Origin of the sequence: Bradyrhizobium sp. WSM1253, assembly GCF_000244935.1 — a bacterium.
Lineage (GTDB): Bacteria > Pseudomonadota > Alphaproteobacteria > Rhizobiales > Xanthobacteraceae > Bradyrhizobium > Bradyrhizobium canariense.
This window is the reverse complement of record NZ_JH600073.1, coordinates 7315681-7330731: the sequence shown is the minus strand read 5'-3', so window position 1 is coordinate 7330731 and position 15051 is coordinate 7315681. Positions and strand designations below refer to the sequence as shown.

At 64.7% G+C, this 15051-nt stretch carries 22 protein-coding genes; 14 read left to right on the top strand and 8 right to left on the bottom strand.

What is annotated here, in order from left to right; genetic code table 11:
- Nucleotides 1-25: 25 nt before the first annotated feature.
- A complete protein-coding gene (locus BRA1253DRAFT_RS35360; RefSeq protein ID WP_007602200.1) occupies nucleotides 26-259 on the bottom strand; it encodes a hypothetical protein in 234 nt (77 codons plus the stop codon).
- 229 nt (nucleotides 260-488) lie between these two features.
- Between BRA1253DRAFT_RS35360 and BRA1253DRAFT_RS35355 the strand changes: the two genes are divergently transcribed.
- Both BRA1253DRAFT_RS35355 and BRA1253DRAFT_RS35350 read left to right on the top strand, forming a co-directional pair.
- On the top strand, nucleotides 489-893 hold the full coding sequence (locus BRA1253DRAFT_RS35355) for a hypothetical protein (protein ID WP_007602199.1): 405 nt from the start codon (nucleotides 489-491) through the stop codon (nucleotides 891-893).
- A 110-nt stretch (nucleotides 894-1003) separates the two neighbouring features.
- Nucleotides 1004-1336: a hypothetical protein gene (locus BRA1253DRAFT_RS35350; RefSeq protein ID WP_035994586.1), complete on the top strand. Its 333-nt coding sequence runs from the start codon at nucleotides 1004-1006 to the stop codon at nucleotides 1334-1336.
- A gap of 75 nt (nucleotides 1337-1411) precedes the next feature.
- Here the strand turns inward: BRA1253DRAFT_RS35350 and BRA1253DRAFT_RS35345 are convergent, their stop codons facing one another.
- The 3 genes from BRA1253DRAFT_RS35345 to BRA1253DRAFT_RS35335 are packed head-to-tail and all read right to left on the bottom strand — an operon-like array spanning nucleotide 1412 to nucleotide 2691.
- Nucleotides 1412-1768: a carboxymuconolactone decarboxylase family protein gene (locus BRA1253DRAFT_RS35345; RefSeq protein ID WP_007602197.1), complete on the bottom strand. Its 357-nt coding sequence runs from the start codon at nucleotides 1766-1768 to the stop codon at nucleotides 1412-1414.
- Nucleotides 1769-1789: 21 nt separating this feature from the next.
- Nucleotides 1790-2257, bottom strand: coding sequence for a YeeE/YedE family protein (locus BRA1253DRAFT_RS35340; protein ID WP_007602196.1), 468 nt, complete (start codon nucleotides 2255-2257; stop codon nucleotides 1790-1792).
- 5 nt (nucleotides 2258-2262) lie between these two features.
- Nucleotides 2263-2691 (bottom strand): YeeE/YedE family protein, encoded by a 429-nt coding sequence (locus BRA1253DRAFT_RS35335; RefSeq protein WP_007602194.1) that lies wholly within the window; start codon nucleotides 2689-2691, stop codon nucleotides 2263-2265.
- A gap of 88 nt (nucleotides 2692-2779) precedes the next feature.
- On the opposite strand from BRA1253DRAFT_RS35335, the gene BRA1253DRAFT_RS35330 reads away from it, so the two are divergent.
- From BRA1253DRAFT_RS35330 to BRA1253DRAFT_RS35320, 3 genes are all read left to right on the top strand, one after another.
- Nucleotides 2780-3100 carry a helix-turn-helix transcriptional regulator gene (locus tag BRA1253DRAFT_RS35330; protein WP_007602193.1) on the top strand — a complete coding sequence of 107 codons (321 nt, stop codon included), beginning with the start codon at nucleotides 2780-2782 and terminating at the stop codon, nucleotides 3098-3100.
- A 34-nt stretch (nucleotides 3101-3134) separates the two neighbouring features.
- The gene (gene ccoG, locus BRA1253DRAFT_RS35325) at nucleotides 3135-4574 is read left to right on the top strand and encodes a cytochrome c oxidase accessory protein CcoG (RefSeq protein WP_007602192.1); all 1440 of its coding nucleotides are present in this window, start codon (nucleotides 3135-3137) and stop codon (nucleotides 4572-4574) included.
- 351 nt (nucleotides 4575-4925) lie between these two features.
- Nucleotides 4926-6089 (top strand): GNAT family N-acetyltransferase, encoded by a 1164-nt coding sequence (locus BRA1253DRAFT_RS35320; RefSeq protein WP_007602191.1) that lies wholly within the window; start codon nucleotides 4926-4928, stop codon nucleotides 6087-6089.
- Between the two features lie 8 nt (nucleotides 6090-6097).
- Here the strand turns inward: BRA1253DRAFT_RS35320 and BRA1253DRAFT_RS35315 are convergent, their stop codons facing one another.
- Together BRA1253DRAFT_RS35315 and BRA1253DRAFT_RS35310 are read right to left on the bottom strand one after the other, a co-directional pair.
- A complete protein-coding gene (locus BRA1253DRAFT_RS35315; protein ID WP_007602190.1) occupies nucleotides 6098-6763 on the bottom strand; it encodes a DsbA family oxidoreductase in 666 nt (221 codons plus the stop codon).
- A gap of 67 nt (nucleotides 6764-6830) precedes the next feature.
- On the bottom strand, nucleotides 6831-7652 hold the full coding sequence (locus BRA1253DRAFT_RS35310) for a helix-turn-helix domain-containing protein (RefSeq protein WP_007602189.1): 822 nt from the start codon (nucleotides 7650-7652) through the stop codon (nucleotides 6831-6833).
- A gap of 101 nt (nucleotides 7653-7753) precedes the next feature.
- On the opposite strand from BRA1253DRAFT_RS35310, the gene BRA1253DRAFT_RS35305 reads away from it, so the two are divergent.
- Together BRA1253DRAFT_RS35305 and BRA1253DRAFT_RS35300 are read left to right on the top strand one after the other, a co-directional pair.
- Nucleotides 7754-7984, top strand: a complete 231-nt coding sequence (locus tag BRA1253DRAFT_RS35305; RefSeq protein ID WP_198288280.1) for a hypothetical protein — start codon at nucleotides 7754-7756, stop codon at nucleotides 7982-7984.
- 37 nt (nucleotides 7985-8021) lie between these two features.
- Nucleotides 8022-8420: a hypothetical protein gene (locus BRA1253DRAFT_RS35300; protein ID WP_007602185.1), complete on the top strand. Its 399-nt coding sequence runs from the start codon at nucleotides 8022-8024 to the stop codon at nucleotides 8418-8420.
- Nucleotides 8421-8563: 143 nt separating this feature from the next.
- Here the strand turns inward: BRA1253DRAFT_RS35300 and BRA1253DRAFT_RS35295 are convergent, their stop codons facing one another.
- A complete protein-coding gene (locus BRA1253DRAFT_RS35295; RefSeq protein ID WP_007602184.1) occupies nucleotides 8564-9124 on the bottom strand; it encodes an SET domain-containing protein in 561 nt (186 codons plus the stop codon).
- 165 nt (nucleotides 9125-9289) lie between these two features.
- Between BRA1253DRAFT_RS35295 and BRA1253DRAFT_RS35290 the strand changes: the two genes are divergently transcribed.
- Nucleotides 9290-9910, top strand: coding sequence for a hypothetical protein (locus BRA1253DRAFT_RS35290; protein ID WP_007602182.1), 621 nt, complete (start codon nucleotides 9290-9292; stop codon nucleotides 9908-9910).
- 50 nt (nucleotides 9911-9960) lie between these two features.
- On the opposite strand, the gene BRA1253DRAFT_RS35285 is transcribed toward BRA1253DRAFT_RS35290, so the two are convergent.
- Nucleotides 9961-10686 carry a TetR/AcrR family transcriptional regulator gene (locus tag BRA1253DRAFT_RS35285; protein ID WP_007602181.1) on the bottom strand — a complete coding sequence of 242 codons (726 nt, stop codon included), beginning with the start codon at nucleotides 10684-10686 and terminating at the stop codon, nucleotides 9961-9963.
- Between the two features lie 106 nt (nucleotides 10687-10792).
- On the opposite strand from BRA1253DRAFT_RS35285, the gene BRA1253DRAFT_RS35280 reads away from it, so the two are divergent.
- The 6 genes from BRA1253DRAFT_RS35280 to BRA1253DRAFT_RS35255 all read left to right on the top strand — a co-directional run bounded on the left by BRA1253DRAFT_RS35280 (nucleotide 10793) and on the right by BRA1253DRAFT_RS35255 (nucleotide 15048).
- A complete protein-coding gene (locus tag BRA1253DRAFT_RS35280; RefSeq protein ID WP_007602180.1) occupies nucleotides 10793-12190 on the top strand; it encodes a carotenoid oxygenase family protein in 1398 nt (465 codons plus the stop codon).
- Between the two features lie 40 nt (nucleotides 12191-12230).
- Nucleotides 12231-12494 (top strand): hypothetical protein, encoded by a 264-nt coding sequence (locus BRA1253DRAFT_RS35275; protein WP_007602179.1) that lies wholly within the window; start codon nucleotides 12231-12233, stop codon nucleotides 12492-12494.
- A gap of 77 nt (nucleotides 12495-12571) precedes the next feature.
- Nucleotides 12572-13147 (top strand): hypothetical protein, encoded by a 576-nt coding sequence (locus tag BRA1253DRAFT_RS35270; RefSeq protein WP_007602178.1) that lies wholly within the window; start codon nucleotides 12572-12574, stop codon nucleotides 13145-13147.
- A gap of 10 nt (nucleotides 13148-13157) precedes the next feature.
- Nucleotides 13158-13712, top strand: coding sequence for an inner membrane-spanning protein YciB (locus tag BRA1253DRAFT_RS35265; protein ID WP_007602177.1), 555 nt, complete (start codon nucleotides 13158-13160; stop codon nucleotides 13710-13712).
- 104 nt (nucleotides 13713-13816) lie between these two features.
- Nucleotides 13817-14113 carry a hypothetical protein gene (locus BRA1253DRAFT_RS35260; RefSeq protein ID WP_007602176.1) on the top strand — a complete coding sequence of 99 codons (297 nt, stop codon included), beginning with the start codon at nucleotides 13817-13819 and terminating at the stop codon, nucleotides 14111-14113.
- Between the two features lie 14 nt (nucleotides 14114-14127).
- The gene (locus BRA1253DRAFT_RS35255) at nucleotides 14128-15048 is read left to right on the top strand and encodes an SH3 domain-containing protein (RefSeq protein WP_007602175.1); all 921 of its coding nucleotides are present in this window, start codon (nucleotides 14128-14130) and stop codon (nucleotides 15046-15048) included.
- The last annotated feature ends 3 nt before the right edge of the window (nucleotides 15049-15051 follow it).

Below are 15051 nucleotides of genomic sequence, written 5' to 3'. Positions count from 1 at the left end.
GGCGGGTCGCCAGCGCCCGCCTCACCTATTTCGGCTTCTTGGCGGGTTCAGGCGGACGCGCCCCGCTCCAAGGGTCGTACTTCTCCTTGGATTCGGGAATGCGCTCGAGCGCGGCCTTGTAGGCCTTCTCGTCGACCTTGGGCTTGTTGTCCGCCTTCTGGCCGCCCTCGTTAGGCTGACGCCTGCCGCCGCCCATCTGCGCCTGCGCGGAGGCAACCGCCAGCGCCAGCACGGCGGCCGCTATGACCAAAATCCTCATGGGCGCAATCCCCCTCGTCTGGGGTACAAACTAGCCGGCAATTATGGAATAGCCAATGCCGCGGGGTCCAGGGCTTCAGGAAATTCTGGCTCCAGGAAATCTTGCTCCAGGAATCTTGCTCCAGGAAATCTTGGCTTCAAGAAATCCTGGCTTCAGCAAATCTTGATTGGCCGGGTCTTCGTCGGATCGCATTCGTGCCTATATTTTGGCCCGCAGGGGACCTTCACGGATGTTACGGATTATTGCTCACGCCGCGCTGCTGGCCAGCGCGCTCGCGCTCGGGGCCTGCGGCTTTGCCGACAGCCGCGCACCGGTGCCCGAGTTCATGCGCATGAAGGAGGCCGAGCAGCCGCCGCCCGAAGCGGCCCCCGACGTCAAACGCGTCGTGCGCGAGCAGATCGAATTCGTCTTCCTCAGCACGGCCTATCCGCGTGAGGTGCATGTCGCCTCACCCCATCGTGAGGTGCGGGGACCGGGCTGGACAGCTTGCGTCCGCGCCCAGCTCACCTCGGCGACCGGATCGCCGCTCGGGCCACAGACCTACATCGTGACCATATCGGGCGGAAAGGTGGTCGATCGCCGCCGCGCCGAAGCGGACGACATCTGCGGGTCGGAAAGCTACGAGCCGATCTAGGAAGCAGATCAAGCCGACATCCGATCCGGTTCCGGGAAAAACCTGTAATTTTGCCGGAACGATCATGGCCTCCCCTTCTTGTTACCGCCGAGGGCAGTTTCGAGGAGGACATGATGAGGACATTCACGATTGCATTGCTGGCTGGTGTCGGAGCCTTGGCAGCGGTGAGCGGCGCGAAGGCCGCCGACGTCTATACGACCAGCGAATACACCAGCCCCGATCTCGTCCAGCAAGTGCGGCTGGTCTGCGACGATTCCGGCAATTGCTATCGCACCCGCGGCGGCTCGCGCGTGATCGTGCGCGACTCCTATGCGACCATGCCGCGCGACCGCTACTATGAGCGCCGCACCTATCGCGACTGGGACGATGGTCCGCGCGGCGGCGTCGGTATCCGCGCGCCCGGCGTCAGTGTTGGCGTCGGTGTCGGCGGGGACCGCTGGTAATCAATGATGACATGACAGGCGGGACCGAACGAGACAACTCGTCCGGTCCCGCCCATGCGATTCGTGTCGCAGACGTCAGGCGGCAACTGTCTGCTGCTGGAACTGCTCGTAGGCCGCGATCGCATCCGCGGCATACATCAGCGACGGCCCGCCGCCCATGTAGACGGCCATGCCGAGCGTCTCCTCGACCTCCTCGCGCGTTGCACCGAGCTTGACCAGAGCTTCGGTATGGAAGCCGATGCAGCCATCGCAATGCGCGGCAACGCCGAGCGCGAGCGCAATCATTTCCTTGGTCTTCTTGTCCAGCGCGCCGTCGCGCGTGGCGGCCTGTGCAAGCGCGGAAAATCCCTTCATGGTGTCGGGAATGTCGCTGCGCAGCTTGCGCATGTTGGCGGAGATTTGGCGGGTGATCTCGGGGTAATTCTTGTCCATGACTTACTCTCTGCGTTTACTCTAGGTGTCGAACGGATCGGCCGGCGTGACGAAGCGCGTCAATGACGGCAGGTGAGCGACGAAGCGGGCGAGCGCCATGCCGGCACTCATCGCAACGACTAAGATGACGGCAGACACGGAGCCAAATCCGAGCGCGGTCAGCGCCGGCCCCGGACAGAAGCCCGCCAGTCCCCAACCCACACCGAAGATCGCGGGGCCTGCGATGATCCTGGGATCGATGTCGTTGCGCCTCGGAAGATAAAATCGTTCGGCGAAGTAGGGCCGCGCGAGCTTCAGGACACGTTTGAAGCCGGTGAAAGTCACGGCCACCGCGCCGGCCATCACGAAGGCAAGGCTCGCATCCCACGTCCCCGCCGGGATGCCGCCGACGTCGAGGAAGTTCAGGACCTTCGCCGGATTCGCCATGCCCGAGACGATCAGGCCCAGGCCGAAAATCACGCCGATCAAGAATTGAACCGGTATAGCCATCGCCATCAGTTCCAGTGCCGCATCACGAGGACCGTCGCCATGCCGGTCGCCATAAAGGTCATGGTCGCGACCAGCGAGCGCGCCGAGAGCCGCGACAGGCCGCAGACGCCGTGGCCGGAGGTGCAGCCACTGCCCCAGACCGAACCGAAGCCCGTAAGCAAGCCGCCGACAATCAAAACGACCGGATTCGCCTCGATTGTCTGCGCCGGCAGGCTTCCGGTGACGAGCAGCACGAGCACGGGCGCGGCGACGAGGCCTGCGATGAAGGCAAGCCGGCCAGGAAATTGGCGGTCCTCGTAAGGGGGAAACAGCCGCGCCGCGATGCCGCTGACGCCGGCGATCCGCCCCGTCGCCCACATCAGCAGAACGGCAGACAAGCCGATCAGCGCACCGCCAACAAGGGAGGCGATTGGCGTAAATGATGTCGAGACCATGCGACCTCCGGATCGAGCACGCCCGGCGCGGGCGGATACCTTTACTTTAGTTCTTTCGTATTTTCGAATATACTAATATATGTCGGCCATGAAACGCAAGCTCCGCAATCAAGAGTTGGTCGCGCTTGAGGAGAAGGCCGAGGAGGCTTCCCGCCTCCTCACGGCCATGGGCAATCCGAAGCGACTGCTGGTCCTCTGCAACATGCTGGACGGCGAGAAGTCGGTCGGCGAACTCGCCGACATCGCGGGCCTGTCGTCGGCCGCACTATCTCAGCATCTCGGCAAGATGCGCGCATTGAGCCTGGTCAAACCCAGAAGGGATGGTCAGACGATATACTACAGTATCGCGAGCCAGGAAGTCCGCGCGTTGCTGGAGACGCTGTACCGCCTCTTCTGCACTCCCGGATAGGCCTCTCGCTTGCGCTAGACGCGAGGAGCGCAGGATGACCGACGACACCATCATCGAGGGACCGCTCTACGAGAAGCGGAAGAAGGTCTACCCGCAATCGGTCCACGGGCCGTTCCGTCGCATCAAATGGGCGATCCTCTGCGTCACGCTCGGGACCTACTATCTGCTGCCCTTCATTCGCTGGAACCGCGGACCCGGCCTGCCGAACCAGGCTGTCCTGGTCGACTTGCCGCATCGCCGGTTCTATTTCTTCTTCATCGAACTGTGGCCGCAGGAGGTCTATTACTTCACGGGCCTGCTCATCATTGCCGCCATGGTGCTGTTCCTGATGAACGCGGTGGCCGGTCGTATCTGGTGCGGCTACATGTGCCCACAGACGTTATGGACCGATTTGTTCTATGCAGTGGAACGCTGGGTCGAGGGCGACCGGCGCGAGCGCATGCTGGGCGACAAGCGCTACTGGACCTTTGGTCACATCCGGAAGGTCGCAACCAAGCACTTTCTCTGGATCATGATCGCCTGGTGGACCGGCGGCGCCTGGGTGCTCTATTTCGCCGACGCGCCGACGCTGGTGAAGGAGCTCGCCACCTTCCAGGCGCCGTTCATCGCCTATCTCTGGATTGGCATCCTGACCGCAACGACCTACGCCTTTGCAGGTCACGCCCGCGAGCAGATGTGCATCTACATGTGTCCCTGGCCGCGCATCCAGGCGGCGCTGACCGACGAATGGGCGCTCAACGTCACGTATCGCCGCGACCGTGGCGAGCCACGCATGTCGGTGAAGAAGGCGCAGGTCGCCCGCACCCATGGCGACATCGCGGGCGACTGCATCGACTGCCACCAGTGCATCAATGTCTGCCCGACCGGCGTCGACATCCGGCACGGCATCCAGCTCGGCTGCATCCAATGCGGCCTGTGCATCGACGCCTGCGACAACGTGATGCGGGAGATCGGCCGGCCCGCCGGCCTGATCGGCTACGATACCGACATCAACATGCAGCGCCGGAGCGAGGGCAAGGCGCCGATTTACCGCATCATCCGCGCGCGCACCCTGATCTATACCGCGGCCATTGCCATCGCTGGCGGCATCATGCTCTACGCGCTCGCCACGCGTGCGACGATGGACGTCAACGTGCTACACGAGCGCAATCCACTCTTCGTTCAGCTCGCCGGTGGCGGCGTCCGCAACGACTACACCCTGCGCATCCTCAACAAGGGCGAGCAGCGGTCGTTTGCGCTCGAGGTCTCCGGCCTGCCGGGCGCGACAATTCGCGTCGCCGGCATCGAGGTTGGAGCTGACGGCAAGCCCGTCGTCGAGGTCGGGCAGGATCAGACCCGCGAGGTCCGGCTGTCGGTGCAGGTCGGCCCGACGCAGCTGCCGCAGACCTCGCGCGACATCGACATCGGGATCACCGACACTGCCGGCGGCGGACGAGCAAGCGCGCGCGACCATTTCGTGCCGGGTGACCGATAGCCAGCTGTCTCCCGCTGCATGCCAGGCCTATCGCAGCTGAAAGATGCGGCGGAAAGCTTGCTTGCGGCCATCCTTCGAGACGCCCGCCTGGGGCGGGCCCTCAGGATGAGGTCGCGGTTTGCGACGAGATTTCAGACCCTCATGGTGAGGAGCCCGCCCAAGCGGGCGTCTCGAACCATGCAGGCCGAGGTCGTCCGGCAGCCTTCTGCCACCCTATGCAATCGCCATGCGGCGGCTCGTGGCCGCATGCTCAACGGGACGTTAATATTACCACTCGAATTGAAGCGGCGTCCCAACGGTATTTTCCAATCTTTGCGCTAAGCATGGCCTCCTGAACGGGGACGACGGGACGTGGTCGATATCGCGCACCAGGCTGCGATCAATCCGGCATCGGCAAAGCATGCCGCGGCGGCGCGCGCGCGTGTCCCGCTTACGGCGATCGAACCCAGCCAGTGGCGCGCACTCGCTCAGCGCGCGATCGAGCCGAACGGATATTACCTGCCGGGCTGGGAGCTCGCTGTCAGCGCAACCGCGCGCGGCCGCACCGATGCCTCGGCGCTTTCCGCATGCGATGGATCGCGGCTGATCGGGCTGATGCCGGTGATCTCGCTCTGGGGGGCATGGAAGATCCCCCTGCCCGCGCTGGTGAGCGCGCATCCCTATGGTACGCTGTGCAGCCCGCTGATCGACCGCGATGCCCCGATCGAGGCAGCGGCGCGCCTGTTGCAGCAGGCCCGCGCGGCCGGAGCGCATGCGCTCGTGCTGAACGATGTCGCGCTCGATGGGGCCGCAATGACCGCCCTCAACCAGGTTCTGAATCGCGACGGCCTGAAGCCGCGCCTCCTCAACTCCTACATCCGCGCCAGCCTCGACGCGACCCAGGACGGTGAGACGCTGCTTCGCGATGCGCTCGGCACCAAAAAGCTCAAGGAGCTACGCCGCCAGCGCCATCGTCTCGAAGAACACGGCGCGGCCGTGTTCGACGTCGCGCGCAGCCCCGACGAGATCAGGCCGGCGCTCGAGACATTTTTGCAGCTCGAAGCCAGTGGCTGGAAGGGCAAGCGCGGAACCGCGCTGGTCCAGCATGCCGGCGATGCAACCTTCATCCGCCGCGCCGTTCCCGCGCTGGCAGAAACCGCGCAATGCGAGATCGTCACCCTTCGCGCCGGCGCGACGCCGGTGGCCGCCGGCATCGTACTGCGCCATCAGGACCGCGCCTTCTTCTTCAAGCTCGGCATCGACGAGGGCTTCGCAAGATATTCGCCGGGCGTGCAGCTTACGCTCGAGCTCACCCGCCGCCTCTGCGCCGATCCGGCCATTGCCAGCGCGGATTCCACCGCGAGCGCCGATCACCCCATGATCAACCCGATCTGGCGCGGGCGCTTCGCCGTCGGCGACGTGCTGATACCGTTGCGGCGGAACGACCCCATCGTCGCGCTCGTTCACGGAGCGCTCGCGGCGCACGGCATCGCCTACGCGGCGGCGCGCCGCGCAGTTCGCCTGCTTCGTAAATAGGATAGCTCCTACTCAGCCGCCTGGGCGTTGATCTCCGCCGAGACCTCGCGGATGGCGCGCGCGAGCATGTTGGGATCCTGCGCACCGGAGACGGCGTATTTTTGCGCGAACACGTAGGTCGGCACGCCGGAGATGCCCTTCTCGGCGGCTTCCTGCGCGTCCGCCGATACGCGCGCGACGTCCTCGTCGGTGGCGAGGCGCTTGCGCACGTCGTCGGGATCGAGGCCGACATCGGCAGCCGCCTGCACAAGCACGTTCACATCGGTGAGGTCGCCGCCGTCGCGGAAGTAGAGCTCCATCAGGCGCTGCTTCATCTCGGGCGCCTTGCCGATCGCCTCGGCCCAGAGGATCAGGCGGTGGCAGTCGGTGGTGTTGGGCTGACGCGCGACCAGCTCTGGCCGATAGACGAGCCCCTCTTCGCCCGCGGCCGCAACGACGCGTCGCGCAATGCCCTTATAGGCCTCGACCGAGCCGAACTTCTTGGTGAGATACTCCTCCCGGCTGATGCCCTCGGACGGCACCCAGGGATTGAGGAAGAAGGGACGGAAATTGAGCTTGACCGGAACGTCGGGCACCAGCGCCAGCGCGCTCTCGATCCGGTGCTTGCCGATATAGCACCAGGGGCATACCACGTCGGAGACGACGTCAATCTGGAGCGGCTTTAGGGTGCTCATGAGCGCCTCCTTCGGGCGTTGCGGGTTGTGCCCAAAGATAAGCCGAACCCATTCCGAGGCAAGGCCGCTAGCTCATGGCTGCTGCCATTTGTCGGAGCCGCTCGGCAGTGCGCTCGTCGGCCGGGAAGAAGGTTTCCAGAGCCAGCTCCGATAGCGTGATGTCGACCGGCGTACCGAACACCATGGTGGTGGAGAAGAAACTTAGTATCTCCCCGTCGTGGCGCAGCTTGAAGGGGATCGCGACATTGTCGCTCGACAGCGGCGCCGCACGCGCCGGGATCGGATAGCTCTTCAGGTCGTTGTACAGCTTGATCAGCTCGGGATCGGCGGTCGCCTCGCATTGCCGGTGCAACCGCTCCAGGAGATGCCCGCACCATTCCGCGAGATTGACCGTGCGCGGTGCCAGAGCCTCGGGATGGAAGGCAAGCCTCAGCACGTTGAAGGGCTGACCGAGCAGTCGCTGCGGAATGCCGGCGAGCAGCGGCGCCAGCATGCGGTTGGCGGAGACCAGATTCCAGTGGCGGTCATAAGCCAGCGCCGGATTGGGCTCATGCGCCCTAAGGACGAGGTCGATCGCCTGGCGGGCTGATTTCAAGGCGGGATCCTCCAGCGGGCGCTGCGGAAAGGCCGGGGCGTAGCCGGCGGCGACCAGCAGCACGTTGCGTTCGCGCAACGGCACGTCGAGGCGCTCGGCTAATCTGAGCACCATGTCGCGCGAGGGTGCGGCACGGCCGGTCTCGACGAAGCTCAAATGCCGCGCCGAGATTTCGGCCTCGCCGGCGAGATCGAGCTGACTCATGCGCCGGCGCTGCCGCCATTCGCGCAGATGGTCGCCGATATGGACCGGTTGGCAGCGTTCGGCCTGTGCCGTGGATGCATGTGCGTTCATGGTCGAAAACCTAGCACGCAGATTTCGGCCCTTCCATTACGTCGGAGGTAATCGAATTGGGCCTCGGGCCGGCGCATCTTGGGTCGCAACAGGAGACGACCATGATCGCACTGCTGCTCTACCGGACCGTCGCAGACCACCTTGTTCCCTGGGCCATGGCACTCGCAACCCGGATGCTGGCGCGCGGCCTCAACATGCCGGAGCCGCTGGTGCATTCGACTGGCGACTATGTCGTCGCGCAGGTCACAGCCTTCGAGCACGGCGTCGGCAGGAGCCTTTGCCCGTTCCGCCTCGCCCGCCTGCTCCGCGCCTGGTGGCGCGGATTGCACTGACTTTCACCTCGAGCCCAACCCAACCATGGAGACCACGATGATTGACGCATCCACCTTGCTTCGCCGCGCGCTTCTTGCCGACGCGATCTTCAGCGGCGTCGCCGCTCTCGGTTTCACTTTCGGCGCCAGCGCGTTCGCGTCGCTGTTCAACCTGCCCGAAGCGCTGCTGCGCGAGACCGGCCTGTTCCTGATCGCCTACACCGCGCTCGTCGGCTGGCTCGCCTCGCGCGGCTCCGTGGCAAAGCCGCTCGTGCTGCTGGTCGTAGTCGGCAACGCGGCCTGGACGGTCGGCAGCATCGCGCTGCTGCTCTCGGGCGCGGTGTCGCCGAATCTTGCCGGCGAGCTCATGGTCGTGGCGCAGGCGATCGCGACCGGCGTGTTTGCCGAACTGCAATATGTGGGATTGCGCAGGAGCGGGAGTATGCTGGCTGCGTGAGGCCGCATCACTCGCTGTCGTCGCCCGGCTTGACCGGGCGACCCAGTATTCCAGAGGCAGTCGTCGCATACGAAAAGGCCGCGGCGTACTGGATGCCCCGCTTTCGCGGGGCATGACAGTTGTGCCAGAAGCTCGAACTCAGGCTACGCCCGCGCGCGCCCGTTGGCTTTGCCAACAGCGACGCCGTTGAGCTTCTTCTTTTTGGCGGGCTTTGCCCCCGCCTTCTGCGCTTTACGCTCCGCGCGCGCCCTCACCTTGGCGCGCTCGGTCCGCGCTTCGGCGCGCAGCTTCTTGCGCTTCTTCTCGCAAGATTCGCACTTGCAGCCGATCGGCTTCAGATAGGCTTTGAAATAATCAGTGCCGTAGTCGTAATTGATCTCGTCGCCCGGCTCGATGTTCTTGATAGCGCGGATGAAGACCTTGCGCTCGCGCGGCCGGACGTCGGATTCGGCGTTGGGCCGGCACGAGTGGTTGATGTAGCGCGCGAGGTTCTTGCGCACCGAACCGTCGATGGTCCAGCGGCCGTTGAGCTCGAACAAATATTTGTTCTCGATGTCGTCGTGCTCGGGAATCCGGGAGTCCAGGATCGGTCCGTAATAACGGATGATCCGGGTACCCTTCTTGATCGGCTTGGTGGCGAAGAGGCCGAGCCCGGTTTTCGAGCGGCCGACGCGATAAGGTTTGTTCGAGGAGGTGGCTGGCATGATCACGAAAAACGAGGACGCGAACGAGGCTGAAAGAGCCCAAGCGAAGCCGCTCTTCTAGAACGATTCCGTGCCGCTGTCAGGTGTCTGTCGACCCTGTTTGAACCTTGCCCACAATCAAGACGTCTGATGGTACGGAGTTCCCGCTCGATCAAAGGCGTCGTCATGTTCCGCATCACCACCGCAGCCTTGGCCATATTGCTCCTGGCCATGTTGCTGATGTGCAGCGGTCTCGACCGCGCCAACGCCCAATCCGTGGGCAGCCAATATACCTCGACGGCCCCGAAGGATTGCCGCCAGATCGGCAAGCCCAGCGAGCTCGACGGCAGCACCGCGCGGGTCTGCAAGGGCAAGGGTGGCCTCGTGGTCCTGATCGCCGAGGAAGATCTTCGCGAAATCGTCTCCATCGGCCGCAATCGCAGGGCCGCGGCCGAGGAACCGGCGGCAAAAGTCTGGTTCGCCCCGTTCAACTCGTCCGAGACCACCGTCGAATGGCGCACCGCGGCCGCCAAGCCGTTTGCGATGATCCAGCGCTGGCACATTGCCGATGGCACCGATCCCGACAAGGAGGGGCGGCCGAACACCAAAGCCATGCTCATCGTGACCCGACTGCCGCCCGGCCCCGTGTGCCACGTCGCCTATGTCGAGGCGATCGCCAACCCGAACGCCAATGAGCTGGCGCGCAAGGCCGCGGACGAGTTCGCCCGCAGTTTCACGTGCGGCAAGGACGAGGTGAAGATCATCGGCGCGCGCGGCCGAGCCGTCGAGCTCGCGACGATGCGCTAGGCCATCGTCTTGGCGCGACCGTCGCACGGGTTGCGTTCGTCCCGACCGAATCAGGGGCCCGGCGGCTTCCCCGTCACGGGGGACATCAGCATGGCCTCGAGCAGGCGTTCGGGAGTCGTCCCCTCGGGCAGGCGTCCCAGAATATCCTCAAGCCGCCCATCGAGCAGCAGCATGGTAAAACCGTGCACCATCGACCAGGCGCGCGCGATCGCGGCGCCCTGATTGAGCGTCAGCGCGTCGCCGCTGATCTGCTCCTGCCGCATCATGCCGACGGCATTGGCGAGCCCGGCAAAGGACGCCTCGGCGGCCTCGTGCAGCGACGGCCTGGAATAGTCGAGGCGCTCGGTGCGGAACATGATGCCGTACATGCCGGGATGAGCCTGGGCATAGGCAACATAGGCTTTCGGCCGCGCCAGCGCGCGCTCGAGCGGGGTGGTGGCGGAGTCGGAGGACGACGCCATCGCCGCATTGAACTGGCGGAAGCCAACCGCCGCGAGCTCACTGAGAAGCCCGGTGAGGTCGCCGAAATGATGGGTGGGCGCGGCATGCGAGACGCCCGCCTCGCGCGCCACGGCGCGCAATGTCAGGCCGGCGAGCCCGTCACGCTCCAGCACCCGTTCGGCGGCCTGGAGCAGCGCCTCGCGCAGCGCGCCGTGGTGATAGGGCGCCTCGGACTTGACGCTCGCCGTCCGTCGCGCGAGGCGCGCCGGGGCGCTGGCCTTCTTTGGGGTGCCCGCACCGCGCGCGGCTGCTGTCCTGATTTCGCTCTTGCCCATAGGCCAGCTATAAGACGCAATATTTACAGTGTAAAGATTTCACTTGACCAGAACTCCTCGTACGACTATTTGATCTTTACGATGTAAAGATGAGGGAGGATACGCCGTGCAGCAGGACGCCGTTGCCGAACGCCGCCACAATCTCGGTCCGATTCCGTTCGAGGCCGACGCGCCCTTCCTGAAAATCATCGGTGAATTACCGCGCGAGCTGAACGGCACGCTCTATCGCAACGGCCCCAATCCGCAGTTCGAGTCGCCCGGCGCGCACTGGTTCGTCGGCGACGGCATGCTGCACGCCTTTCATCTCGAGAACGGGCGCGCCAGCCATCGCAACCGCTGGATCCGCACGTCGAAATGGCTGGCCGAGCACGATGCCGGCCGCGCGTTGTTCGGCGGCTTTGGCCGCAAGCTGCCGGATGCCCCGGCGAACCTGACCGACGGCGGCGTTGCGAATACCAACATCATCTTCCATGCCGGCAAGCTGCTTGCGTTGGAGGAGTTGCATCTGCCGACCGAGATCGAGCCCGGTACGCTCGCGACGCGCGGCTATCACAATTATCAAGGCCGCATCGCCGGCACCTTCACCGCGCACCCGAAGATCGATCCCGTCACCGGCGAGCTGGTGTTCTTCGGCTACAATGCGGCGGGACCGCTGACGCCTGCCCTCTCCTACGGGTCGATCGATGCGTCCGGCAAGGCGACGCGCTTCGAACGTTTCGAGGCGCCCTATGCCAGCATGGTGCACGACTTCATCGTCACGGAAAACCACCTGCTGTTTCCGATCCTGCCCCTCACCGGCAGCATGGAGCGCGCGATGAGCGGGCGGCCGCCCTATGCCTGGGAGCCGGACAAGGGCGCCTATGTCGGCGTGATCAAGCGCAAGGGCAGCGCGAAGGACATCGTCTGGTTTCGCGCTGAGGCCTGCTACGTCTTCCACGTCATGAATGCGTGGGAGGAAGGTGACCGCATCATCGCCGACGTCATGCAGTTCGAGGAAGCACCACTGTTCACGCATCCCGACGGCACGCCCACCAATCCCGAGAAATCCTTCGCCCGCCATTGCCGCTGGACGTTTGATCTTGCCGGGAATACCGACCGCTTCCAGCAGACCTATCTCGACGATCTCACCGGCGAATTCCCGCGCATCGACGACCGCCGCGCCGGATTGAAGAGCGGTCACGGCTGGTACGCCTGCGCCAATCCGACGCTGCCGATGTTCGGCGCGTTGTCCGGCGTCGTCCATGTCGATGGCAAGGGCAAGCGCCTCGGCCATTATCTGCTGCCGGCCGGCGACACCATTTCTGAACCGGTCTTCGTCCAGCGGTCGAAAGATGCGGCAGAAGGCGATGGCTGGCTGCTGGCGGTGGTCTGGCGCGCGCGCGAGAACCGGAGCGACCTCGCCGTGTTCAACGCTGGAGATATCGAGGCCGGCCCCGTGGCGCTGGTGCAGCTCGGCCATCGCGTGCCCGACGGTTTTCACGGCAATTGGGTCGGCGCGCGGTAGCTGTTCCTCATCATCGCGGATGCCACCAAAGAGGTCTCTGATGCACATGCCATCGATCACTGCGGACTATCTCGTCGTCCTGGTCCTGATCTGCGCCGCCCTCACACTTCAGGTGATCCAGCCGCGGCGGAGCGGCCAAGCCGTCTTCAACGGCGGTATCTTGCTCGCCCTCGTCCTCTCGGTCGCCTGTGCGTTACCTGCGCTGTCCTACCTGCCCTGGGCCGGATTCATCGACGAAATGGCCGACCAAGCCGTTGCAGCAATTCAATTTTTGGAAGTCGCTTACGTCATTTTGACACTGTAAAGATTTTGCTTGACCCCGCTCCGCCCGTGACTTATTGATCTTTACATCGTAAAGATAAGGCCTGACCGAGGCGGACCATGGCGATTTTCCTGATCCTCGCGCCCTACGGCGCCTTCACCTTCCTGATGCTGATGACATCGGCCACGATCAGCGTATTCGTGGCCTCGGCAATCTGTCTCGCCACCGTCGCGATCGATGTCGTGCGCGGTCGATCGGTGAAGATCCTGGCGATGAGCTCGGCGCTGCTATTCGCCGCAATCGGCATCCACCTCGCGCTGTTCGATCCGGCGCTCGGCACACTCGGTGTCAAGCTGTCGGTCGACATCGGCATCTTCGTCATCTCGCTCGGCTCGATGCTGGTCCGCCGTCCATTCACGCTGCAATACGCGCTGGAGGCCGTGCCGGCCGCGACCGCGGCAATGCCTGGCTTTCTCTATGCCAATTACGTCATCACCGGCGCATGGACTGCGGCTGCGCTGCTGATGGCGGCCGCCAATCTCGTGCTGCTCTATGTCCCCGGCCTGCCGCTCTGGTCGAGCCTTGCGGTCGCCTTCGCCGCCCGCAACAGCGCGATGTACTTCACAAAATGGTATCCCGAATATCGGCAGATCAAGTACGGTCCGCCGGCCAGCGCATTGCCCAACTCCCGCTGAAGGATCGACGATGAAGGACGTATTCGCCCGCCTCGCCTCCGACCTCTTCTCCGCCATCGTCTTCCTGGTCATCTACCTCGTGACCGACAACGTCGTCCTGGCAACGTCGGTGGCGATTGCCGGAGCGATCGCGCAGGTGATCTACGCGCGCGTCAAGGGGCAGCAGGTCAATTACATGACCTATGCGAGCGTCGCGCTCGTCGTCGTGCTCGGCACGATCACGCTGCTGACCAACGATCCCCGCTTCATGCTCGCAAAGCCCTCGATCGCGCATTTCGCGATCGGCGCCATCATGCTCAAGCGCGGCTGGATGCTGCGCTACATGCCGGCGATCGTCGTAGAGACCGTTCCGGAATATGTGACGGCTGCAGGTTATGCCTGGGCTGCGCTGATGTTCGTGATCGGCGCCGGCATGATCGCCGTCGCCTCCACAGGCGATCTGAAGCTGTGGGCGTTCTACATCACGGTCGTCGCGGGCGGCGCCAAGATCCTCGCTTTCGCCGTGCAATATGTCGTGCTCCGTCTCATCGTCACCAGCCGACGGCGCGCCGCCGCCCGCGCCTAAATGCCTCCGACGGAGCGTTAGGCGCGGGCGGCGAGTTGCGCTATACGCTCGGCCGGGACTGGCCCGCGGATCGTCGCGGTCCGCCGGGATCTTGGGAGATGCGAATGGCCGTCGACGGCAACTGGACTCTGACCCTGACAACCCCCATGGGCGAGCGCAAGGCGACGCTGAGCCTGACGGCTGCCGGCGGCACGCTCACAGGGACGCAGGGTGCGGAAGGCGATACAGCCGAGATATTCGACGGCACCGTCAGCGGCGATGCCGTCAACTGGAAGGTCTCGATCACCAATCCGATGCCGTTGACGCTCGAATTCATCGGAACCGTCTCGGGCGACAGCATGAGCGGTGAGATGGGCATCGGCCCGATGGGCAGCTTCCCGTTCACCGGCACGCGCGCCTAAGCCGCGCGGCAACCGTGCGCGCGCTCGGTCTCATCGCGGCGACGATCCTGTGTGTCGCGACACAAGCGGCGCGCGCGGACGACGCCAAACCGGCGTGGCAGGCAAGCGCGCTCGCCATGCTACCGGCAGGCTATGTCGCCGGCACGGCCTATCGAACCGAAGGTTCGACGGGCTACCTCGCCGTCTATCCGATCTCGTCGAACGATCCGAAGTCGCCTGCAAGCGTTTTCGGCGCGCGCCAGGCTCTTGTGGTCGCGCTGACGTCGGATGCGACGCGCGCAGTCTCGGCCGCATTGAAGCCGCGTAGCGGGCCGGATCCTGACAACGACGACACCGAATTCGCAAAGCTGCATGCCGATCTCGCCGCCAAGCGCTCGACGCTTCCCGACGGTACCGAGCCCTGCGATTTCGGCGCATGGTCCGTCGACAAGGATCCTGATGGCCTCAACGTGCGTGCCGAACCATCGACCAAGGCGCGTGTGCTCGGCACGCTTCCGCCGCCCTACCTGCTCAAGCTCGGCGGCAGCGAGAACACGCCGGATGGCGGCTGGCTCACCGAATTCCGCATCATCGGCTTCAAGAACGGCTGGTTTCTGATCGAAGGCGCCAAGCCGCCGGGCAAGGACTACGAGGACGACAAGAAATATCCGCGCAGCGCGCCAAAGCCCTATGCCGGACGCGGCTGGGTCGCCTCCAACAAGGTCGGCGCGGCCTACGCCAATGGCGCGACCCGCATGGGCGGCCTGTTCCAGGCGCCCTTCGTCGATGCGAAATGGATGCCGGCCCAGCGCGAGCTCGGCGGTCCGATCGACACCGATGGCGGGCCGAAGCACATCTTTGCTTGCAGCGGCCTCTGGGGCCTCGTCGAGAGCCAGGACGGCGTCCGCGGCTGGTGGCGCGGGCTGTGCTCCAACCAGGTCACGAATTGCAGTTAGCCT

Excerpts from the sequence above, each read along its gene's own strand:
- BRA1253DRAFT_RS35360 (WP_007602200.1), bottom strand. The coding sequence starts at position 259 with ATGAGGATTTTGGTCATAGCGGCCGCCGTGCTGGCGCTGGCGGTTGCC.
- BRA1253DRAFT_RS35355 (WP_007602199.1), top strand. The coding sequence starts at position 489 with ATGTTACGGATTATTGCTCACGCCGCGCTGCTGGCCAGCGCGCTCGCG.
- BRA1253DRAFT_RS35350 (WP_035994586.1), top strand. The coding sequence starts at position 1,004 with ATGATGAGGACATTCACGATTGCATTGCTGGCTGGTGTCGGAGCCTTG.
- BRA1253DRAFT_RS35345 (WP_007602197.1), bottom strand. The coding sequence starts at position 1,768 with ATGGACAAGAATTACCCCGAGATCACCCGCCAAATCTCCGCCAACATG.
- BRA1253DRAFT_RS35340 (WP_007602196.1), bottom strand. The coding sequence starts at position 2,257 with ATGGCTATACCGGTTCAATTCTTGATCGGCGTGATTTTCGGCCTGGGC.
- BRA1253DRAFT_RS35335 (WP_007602194.1), bottom strand. The coding sequence starts at position 2,691 with ATGGTCTCGACATCATTTACGCCAATCGCCTCCCTTGTTGGCGGTGCG.
- BRA1253DRAFT_RS35330 (WP_007602193.1), top strand. The coding sequence starts at position 2,780 with ATGAAACGCAAGCTCCGCAATCAAGAGTTGGTCGCGCTTGAGGAGAAG.
- ccoG (WP_007602192.1), top strand. The coding sequence starts at position 3,135 with ATGACCGACGACACCATCATCGAGGGACCGCTCTACGAGAAGCGGAAG.
- BRA1253DRAFT_RS35315 (WP_007602190.1), bottom strand. The coding sequence starts at position 6,763 with ATGAGCACCCTAAAGCCGCTCCAGATTGACGTCGTCTCCGACGTGGTA.
- BRA1253DRAFT_RS35310 (WP_007602189.1), bottom strand. The coding sequence starts at position 7,652 with ATGAACGCACATGCATCCACGGCACAGGCCGAACGCTGCCAACCGGTC.
- BRA1253DRAFT_RS35305 (WP_198288280.1), top strand. The coding sequence starts at position 7,754 with ATGATCGCACTGCTGCTCTACCGGACCGTCGCAGACCACCTTGTTCCC.
- BRA1253DRAFT_RS35300 (WP_007602185.1), top strand. The coding sequence starts at position 8,022 with ATGATTGACGCATCCACCTTGCTTCGCCGCGCGCTTCTTGCCGACGCG.
- BRA1253DRAFT_RS35295 (WP_007602184.1), bottom strand. The coding sequence starts at position 9,124 with ATGCCAGCCACCTCCTCGAACAAACCTTATCGCGTCGGCCGCTCGAAA.
- BRA1253DRAFT_RS35290 (WP_007602182.1), top strand. The coding sequence starts at position 9,290 with ATGTTCCGCATCACCACCGCAGCCTTGGCCATATTGCTCCTGGCCATG.
- BRA1253DRAFT_RS35285 (WP_007602181.1), bottom strand. The coding sequence starts at position 10,686 with ATGGGCAAGAGCGAAATCAGGACAGCAGCCGCGCGCGGTGCGGGCACC.
- BRA1253DRAFT_RS35275 (WP_007602179.1), top strand. The coding sequence starts at position 12,231 with ATGCACATGCCATCGATCACTGCGGACTATCTCGTCGTCCTGGTCCTG.
- BRA1253DRAFT_RS35270 (WP_007602178.1), top strand. The coding sequence starts at position 12,572 with ATGGCGATTTTCCTGATCCTCGCGCCCTACGGCGCCTTCACCTTCCTG.
- BRA1253DRAFT_RS35265 (WP_007602177.1), top strand. The coding sequence starts at position 13,158 with ATGAAGGACGTATTCGCCCGCCTCGCCTCCGACCTCTTCTCCGCCATC.
- BRA1253DRAFT_RS35260 (WP_007602176.1), top strand. The coding sequence starts at position 13,817 with ATGGCCGTCGACGGCAACTGGACTCTGACCCTGACAACCCCCATGGGC.